This is a genomic window from Loktanella sp. SALINAS62, assembly GCF_018263905.1.
Classification (GTDB): Bacteria; Pseudomonadota; Alphaproteobacteria; order Rhodobacterales; family Rhodobacteraceae; genus Loktanella.
Genome location: NZ_JAAFZU010000088.1, coordinates 1 through 455 on the forward strand (window position 1 = coordinate 1; position 455 = coordinate 455).

Here is a 455-nt window from a genome sequence, read left to right on the forward strand (position 1 = left end):
GACTACGAGGCCGCGCAGGACAGCGTCGGTCAGTGGTTCGCGGACCAGGGCTTGGTTCGGGGTGAGCGCCGCGCGGCTGCGATCCGGGAGGCCCGACAGAACGGAGAGGAGCCGCCGAAGCGGCGATATCACGCAAAAACCTGGAAATGGCGGGTCAAGGAAGAGCTGCGGTTGAAAGCCGAGGCGAAGGCGCTTGAGGCGCGCGAGGTGGTTCTTGACGACCGCACTGCTCGGGTGACCGAGCGTGAGGAAGAGGCAGAAACGGTTCTTGCGGTAGCGGAGGGCGTGGCCGCCGGTGCGTTCGAAGCACGTGAGGATGGGTCCGAGTCGGGCCTCGTGGATGCGATCAGGCCGAGTGCATCCGCAACGCCGACACTGACGCTTGAAGATCTCCGCAAGCGTTCGCCCGACGGCGTTGCGCGGGCGTCGGGCGTGTTCGCGCGTGCGTGGCAGCA

At 67.0% G+C, this 455-nt stretch carries 1 pseudogene; it reads left to right on the plus strand.

Going from position 1 to position 455, the window contains the following annotated elements:
• Positions 1 to 455 (plus strand): annotated as a pseudogene (locus GZH79_RS18590) (hypothetical protein); the annotation flags it as partial.